Consider the following 6,676-nt stretch of genomic DNA (forward strand, 5'->3'; position numbering starts at 1 on the left):
GGTGTGGGGTGTGGGGAGAATAAATAAAATAATCTTCTGTCTCCTGACTACTGACTACTGACTACTGACTCCTATCTCGGAGTCTCCTATCTCGGAGTCCCCCGATGGCTTCAAGATGACCGATATTCGGGGAAATTATCTAGAAATCATGACAAAACTTTTTTAATGGTTGAGCAGGCAAGAGATAAGATAACCTATGTATAGAATTTAACAAAAAATCTGGTTAACGGACATTGATCAAGTCGATAGCACAGTGTCAAACAAGTTCTTTTCCCGCTCAGGTATGGCAATTAGATCACGGCTTAACCGTAATTCATCAGTATTTACCCGTGACTCCTGTAGTGGTAGTAGATGTGTGGGTGAAAGCAGGTGCGATCGCTGAACCCGACCCATGGTTAGGTATGGCCCATTTTCTCGAACACATGATCTTTAAGGGGACAAAAAAACTTCCCCCCGGACTCTTTGACTATTTAATCGAAAATTGTGGGGGAATGACCAACGCTGCCACCAGTCACGATTACGCGCACTTCTATCTCACCACCAGTGTGGATCAAATTGAACATACCCTACCCCATCTGGCCGAAATTCTCCTCCATGCTGAGATTGACGATGAGGAATTCTATCGGGAAAAAGATGTAGTTTTAGAAGAATTAAGGGCCTGTTATGATGATCCCGATTGGATTGCCTACCAAACCCTCTGCGGAAGTATCTATCAAAACCATCCCTACGGACGCTCTATTCTAGGCGATCAACCCTGTTTAGAGCAATTAACCCCCAATCAAATGCGCTGTTTCCATCGCACCTATTATCAACCGGAAAATATGTGTGTGGCGATTATCGGGGGAATTGAACTCCAACCAGCTTTAGAAATTATCCGGCAATCTTTTCGGGAATTTCCCGTCCCCTCGGAATCCCCTGGGAATCCAGTGGCTGCTGAACCCCCCCTGATCGAAATTCGTCGCTCCCAAGTCTATTTACCCCACCTAGAACATTCTCGTCTCTTGATGGGATGGACTGGACCGGGATGCGATCGCCTAGAAGATGCCTTTGGATTAGACTTGCTTTCGGTAATTCTTGCTGGGGGACGCTGTTCGCGGTTAGTGCGACAGCTGCGGGAAGAAGCGCAAATCGTCCTCGATATTAACAGTAATTTTTCCCTGCAACGAGATTCCAGTCTCTTTACCATCGGCGCTTGGCTATCTAGCTCAGAAACTGAGACAATTGAAGGCATTATCTGTGAACATCTCCAATATCTGCACGATCATCCCGTCACCCCCGCAGAATTACACCGCACTCAACAGTTATTAGCTAACGATTATATTTTCTCCACAGAAACCCCGGGCCAATTAGCGGGACTCTATGGATATTATCAAACCCTGAGAGCTGCCGACCTAGCAACGATCTATCCCCAAGTTATCCAAAGTTTGCAACCGTCAGATCTACAACGTCTGGCTCGTCAGTATCTCTCCCCAGAGCGATATGCTATTACAATAATGCAACCCTGTGAATAAACGATGTCCGCTTCTCCCATTCACCGCTTAACCTTAGAAAATGGCATCACCCTTTTAGTGGTGGAAAATACGGCCGTGGAATTAGTTGCAGGGAGGATTTTTCTCAAAAATGCGGGTACTCGTTGGGAAAAAACCGAAAAAGCGGGTTTATTTCGTCTTTTGGCCGTGCTGCTCACCAAAGGTACAGAAAAGTTATCTTCCCTAGAAATTGCCGATCGAGTTGAGTCCACGGGGGCCGGTTTAAGCGCCGACACGGGGACCGATTATTTTGTGGTTAGTTTAAAGACCGTTACCAAGGATTTTCTAGATATACTGCGTCTAGCAGCGGAAATTATTCGTTTTCCCAGTTTTCCCCCCCCAGAAATCGAATTAGAGAAAAATCTCACCCGTCAAAGCATTCGCTCTCAATTGGAACAGCCTTTTAATGTAGCTTTTAATCAATTACGCGCCGCTATGTACCCAGATCATCCCTATGGTATGTCTTTATTGGGTACGGAGGCAACGGTTTCGCAATTGCAACGGGATGACCTGCTGGCCTATCATAGTCGCTTTTTCCGTCCGGATAACCTGGTGATTAGTCTTTCTGGCCGTATTACCCTAGAGCAAGCAGTAAAAGCAGTGACGGAAATTTTTGGCAGTTGGTCAATTCCCGATCTTCCTTTATCTAGTTTACCTCCAGCCGCTTTTGATTTTCAGCCCACCTGTTTAACTACCGTCCAAGCTAGTCAACAGGCGATCGTTATGTTAGGATACCCTGGGTCTTCTGTACAAGAGGATGATTATGCCGTTTTAAAATTATTGAGTACCTATCTGGGGAATGGGTTATCTAGTCGTTTATTCGTGGAATTGCGAGAAAAACGGGGATTAGCCTACGATGTTTCCGCTTTTTATCCCACCCGTCTCGATTCTTCCCAATTTGTCATTTATATGGGAACTGCACCCCAAAACACAGCGATGGCCCTGTCGGGATTGCGTCAGGAAGCAGAAAGGTTATATAAAGTAACTTTGAGTGAGGAGGAGTTACAGTCAGCTAAAAATAAGTTATTGGGTCAATATGCTCTCGGTAAACAAACTAACGCCGAAATCGCTCAGTTATACGGTTGGTATGAAAGCCTAGGTTTGGGGATTGAATTTGATCGCACTTTCCTGGATTCTATTAATCAGATTACTCCCGAACAAGCGCGATCGGTAGCCAGTAAATATTTTCAAAATCCCTACATTTCCCTAGTCGGTCCAGAAAATGCGATCGCTGAAATTCTCTAGGTAGTCGCACAGAAAACGGGTTTCTCGGAGAAACCCGTTTTCTACTCATGCAAAAGGCAAAATGGAGAATAAATAATCAGTTTTTAATAACTGGATTTAGTATCAGGAGATAAGATATAGGAGATAGGTATTGGGGTTTTAGGGTTTTGGGGTTTTAGTTGAAATTCCCCATTTCCCCATTTCCCCATTTCCCTATCCCCCATTGCCTATCGCCAAGGGTTACGGAGCGGGTTACAGTATTGGGAAAATGGATATTTAAGGGTAGTTCGTAAATCATGACCACCGTGAACCCGATTAAATTTGGAACCGATGGCTGGCGCGGGATTATCGCCGCCGATTTTACTTTCGATCGAGTCGCTCTGCTCGCTCCCTTGGCGGCTCAGGTTTTAGCGGATAATTATGGTCAGATCACGGGTTCGCGGACGATAATCGTCGGCTATGATCGGCGGTTTATGGCGGAGGATTTTGCTCAAACTGCGGCGGAATCGCTGCAAAAAGCAGGTTTTGATGTGCTTCTCTCCCAATCCTACGCTCCCACTCCCGCTTTTAGTTGGGCAGCTCGCTCAGAAAATGCTCTCGGTGCGATCGTATTAACCGCCAGTCATAACCCGGCTAAATATCTCGGTTTGAAGGTAAAAGGTTATTTTGGTGGTTCTGTCTCGCCGGAAATTACCCAACAAATTGAAGCTTTATTGTCTAATCCGCCCCAATTTAACGCCAATGCAGGTAAATTAAGCACTTTTGAGCCTTGGTCAGGTTATTGTCAAGGTTTACGCCAAAAAGTTAACATTGCCGCTATTGCCAACGCGATCGAATCGGGACAACTAAAAGTTTATTCCGATGTCATGCACGGTGCGGCGGCTACCGGTTTAGAGCGTCTTTTGGGGGTGGGGATCACGGAATTACGCGGCAATCGCGATCCTTTGTTCGGTGGCGGCTCTCCGGAACCTTTACCGAGAAATTTGGCGGAAATCATCGATAAACTGGCTCACAGCGCAAATTTAGCCCCTTTGCGAGTAGGTTTGGTCTTCGATGGCGATAGCGATCGAGTGGCGGCGATCGATGGTCAGGGGAATTTTTTAAGCACCCAAAATCTCATCCCGATTTTAATCGAGCATTTAGCTGGCAAAAAGGGAATGAGAGGAGAAATTGTCAAAACAGTGAGCGGTTCCGATTTAATTCCCAAATTAGCCAGTTTATACGGTTTATCGGTCTTTGAAACCCCAATCGGTTATAAGTATATCGCCGATCGAATGTTGACCACTCCTGTGTTAATTGGTGGGGAAGAGTCGGGGGGTGTCGGTTATGGTACTCACATTCCCGAACGGGATGCTTTATTATCAGCTTTATACGTTTTGGAAGCGGTGGTAGAATCGGGCCAAGATTTAAGCGATCTTTACGCGCAATTACAGGATAAAACTGGCTTTCATTCTCAGTATGATCGCATTGATTTACCCCTAGCTAATATGGAAGCTCGCGATCAGTTAATTACTGCTTTGGATCAGGAACCCTTAAGGGAAATTGCCGGTAAACAAGTGACTGATTGTAATCCTATGGACGGTTATAAATTCCGTTTAGAAGATGGCAGTTGGTTGTTAATTCGCTTTAGTGGGACAGAACCGGTTTTGCGTCTCTACTGTGAATCTTCAACCCTCGATCGAGTTCAGGAAATTCTCGCCTGGGCCAAATCTTGGGCTACCTATATCTAATAGAAAACGGGTTTCTTGAAGAAACCCGTTTTCTATTCTATAGCAAAAAAATGGGTTATTTAGGACGCTTTCAATTTTCAAACTCTTATCGGTCAAGGGTTTCAGCGATTGATTGTCCTAATCACCCCGATCTTTGCTATATTATTTTTTAACGCATTCAATAATACAAATATCTTCTTTAGTCGGAATAATTCGATTTAATTTTAGTCCCGCTTGGCTCAACAATTCCTCAAATTCTTCTGCGGTTCTTTCCTTACCTCCCGGACACATAACTAACATATTTAGGTCTAACATTTTAGCAGCCGAAGGATTATTACCCGAAGGAACAACCATTTCCAAGACTAAAACTTTCCCATTGTTATCTAAAGCTTGACAACAGTTTTTCAAAATAGCAATCGCTCGTCGATCATCCCAATCATGAATAATATGTTTTAATAAATAGCCATCTCCTCCCAGGGGTACGGATTCAAAAAAATTACCGCCAACGGTTTGACAACGATGGAGAATACCGTGTTTTTCTAAAGTCGGTTGACAATGGGAAATTACATATTCTTCATCAAAAAGAATCCCTTTGAGGTGGGGATATTGCTCTAGGATTGTCCCCAACATCTCACCGTATCCTCCACCTACATCTACTAGGGTTTGAAATTCCGAGAAATTATACACAGCTAAAATAGCCTTCTCCTCCGAAAAAGAAAAACTATTCATCGACTGTTCAAAAATCTCTGCATCTAGCGGATGGGTTTGAAAATATTCAAAGACTCCCATCCCAAAGACATCATCAAAGGATGGTTGTCCCGTTTTAATACTATGTAACACATTTCCCCAGGCTTGATAATGGGGGGCTTCTCCTAACATAATCGCTGTCGCTTTTACTGACCGGGGATGGTCACTAGATAAATGTTCGGCTAAGGGAGTTAGTATAAACTGTTGAGATTCAGTTTCTTGAAAAATTCCTACACTAGCTAATGCTCTCATCAGTCGGTATAAAGCAGCAGGATTAGTCTCAGTTAGGGAGGCCAAATCTTGACAAGATTTCGCTCCTTTGCTTAAATGCTCGGCTAGACTTAATTTAGCCGCAGCATAGATGGCCTGAGATAGCCAGTAACCCGAAACCATTTGGGTTAATTGAAGATGAAGAGGGAGTTCAGGTAAGGACATAAGCAACTTTTGTGGGAATAAAATTAAACATTACCATATAGAATAAGCTGCCCGCGCATTTAAATTGCTTGTTGAAATGAGGCACTCTTGCAAGGGTCAAGACCCACCTAACTCCCCCAACTTCGGGGGGTTGAGGGAGATTCAGCTAATTTCTAAGCGCAAGTAGAGAGATAAACACAAAATTTCAATCCAAAATTTAAAGCGTGTTTCCATTCAATTAATTTCTAAGCGCGAGTAGAGATAGAAAAATGGTTTTAAATGAATTGTAGGGCTAATTCATGAATTAGCCCTACAATTATTTTCCGTTCAATTAATTTCTAAGTGCGAGTAGAGAGAAAAGCCTCTAAATACCAGTTCGCCCTCGACCTTATCTTTCCATTCAACTAATTTCTAAGCGCGAGTAGAGAGTCAACTTAAAATTACCAAAGGTAATCGAAATAAAGCGTTTCCATTCAATTAATTTCTCTAGCACGAGTAGAGAGCAAAAAGAATTGGTTAAAGCTTTTCCTGAATTAAGTTTCCATTCAATTAATTTCTAAGCGCGAGTAGAGAGACATTGCCTATTCTTCCTGCAAACTGTGTCACCTTGTTGTTTCCATTCAATTAATTTCTCTAGCGCGAGTATAGAGTTTGTACTCCTAATATATCCCATAATCCCATAGTTGTCAAGTTTCTATTCAATTAATTTATAAACGCGAGTATAGAGGTAAACAAAACACAGAAACAAGATTATGGCTACCAGTTTCCATTCAATTAATTTCTCTAGCTAGTAGAGAGAAAAGTTCACTCAGTGTTTGAGTTTGTCGGTTCTGTACTTTTGTTTCCATTCAATTAATTTATAAGCGTGAGTAGAGAGAACAACAGCACAGAATACTTTTTCTATTATTCCTATTGTTTCCATTCAAGGTTCTTCCGAACTTACCATGTAAAATCAACTAGCAAAATGCCAATTTAATAAACATCTAAGACTAAAGTTTTTAAAGTTTCTAAATCCATAGCCTCTCCTTTTAATCACCTTCAGTTTATTGTTAA

5 protein-coding genes are annotated in these 6,676 nt (G+C 42.8%); 3 read left to right on the forward strand and 2 right to left on the reverse strand.

The window, feature by feature from the left end:
- Positions 1-233: 233 nt before the first annotated feature.
- From IQ234_RS19180 to IQ234_RS19190, 3 genes are all read left to right on the forward strand, one after another.
- Positions 234-1,511 (forward strand): M16 family metallopeptidase, encoded by a 1,278-nt coding sequence (locus IQ234_RS19180; RefSeq protein ID WP_193958250.1) that lies wholly within the window; start codon positions 234-236, stop codon positions 1,509-1,511.
- A gap of 3 nt (positions 1,512-1,514) precedes the next feature.
- On the forward strand, positions 1,515-2,774 hold the full coding sequence (locus IQ234_RS19185; protein ID WP_193958251.1) for a M16 family metallopeptidase: 1,260 nt from the start codon (positions 1,515-1,517) through the stop codon (positions 2,772-2,774).
- A gap of 275 nt (positions 2,775-3,049) precedes the next feature.
- Entirely contained in the window at positions 3,050-4,483 is a 1,434-nt protein-coding gene (locus IQ234_RS19190; RefSeq protein ID WP_193958252.1) for a phosphoglucomutase/phosphomannomutase family protein, read from the forward strand.
- Between the two features lie 141 nt (positions 4,484-4,624).
- Here IQ234_RS19190 and IQ234_RS19195 read toward each other — a convergent pair whose 3' ends face one another.
- The gene (locus tag IQ234_RS19195; protein WP_193958253.1) at positions 4,625-5,644 is read right to left on the reverse strand and encodes a methyltransferase; all 1,020 of its coding nucleotides are present in this window, start codon (positions 5,642-5,644) and stop codon (positions 4,625-4,627) included.
- Between the two features lie 931 nt (positions 5,645-6,575).
- Positions 6,576-6,676 (reverse strand): transposase (locus tag IQ234_RS19200; protein WP_133164180.1); only part of this gene is annotated, 101 nt, incomplete at its 5' end.

The organism is Microcystis aeruginosa LEGE 91341 (assembly GCF_015206885.1).
GTDB classification, from domain to species: domain Bacteria; phylum Cyanobacteriota; class Cyanobacteriia; order Cyanobacteriales; family Microcystaceae; genus Microcystis; species Microcystis aeruginosa_H.